Raw genomic sequence first — 458 nt, 5'->3', positions numbered from 1 at the left:
CCGGCGTGGGGGCGGCCGGGATGCTGAGCTGGGTGACGCCCTCGGACGCCTCGGTCAGCTCCGAGCCGGGGAAGTACAGGCTGATGGTCGAGCCCTTCAGCTCGATCGCGGTGAAGGCCAGCGTCATGTCCACCGAGGTCAGGACCTTGCGGACGGGGCTGAGGGACTGCCAGGCGGTGATGTCCTCGGAGTCGGTGCCGTACTCCAGCGACACCCCGTCGTCGGACAGGTAGCCCAGGTCGACCCAGCCGGTCGGCCAGGCCGCCGTCAGATCGGTCGGGGCCGCTGTCCCCTTCGGAGCGATGAACACGGAGCCGTTGAGCCCCACGCGCACGTTGTCGGCGTCAGTCGCCACGGATGCCTCCAGGCATAGCGAGGACCCGTGCGGCACTCTGCCGACGGGTGATGGGTGAGGGAATGCGGGTGGGTCAGGCGGGGCGGACGACGCTGCTCATCAC

The 458-nt window shown here is 69.9% G+C and carries 1 pseudogene; it reads right to left on the bottom strand.

From position 1 onward, the window contains the following. Window positions 1–355 (bottom strand): annotated as a pseudogene (locus ADL01_RS23360) (phage tail protein); the annotation flags it as partial. Window positions 356–458: the final 103 nt, after the last annotated feature.

The organism is Streptomyces sp. NRRL WC-3618 (assembly GCF_001280005.1).
Taxonomy (GTDB): Bacteria; Actinomycetota; Actinomycetes; order Streptomycetales; family Streptomycetaceae; genus Streptomyces.
This window is presented reverse-complemented; position numbering and strand designations above follow the sequence as displayed.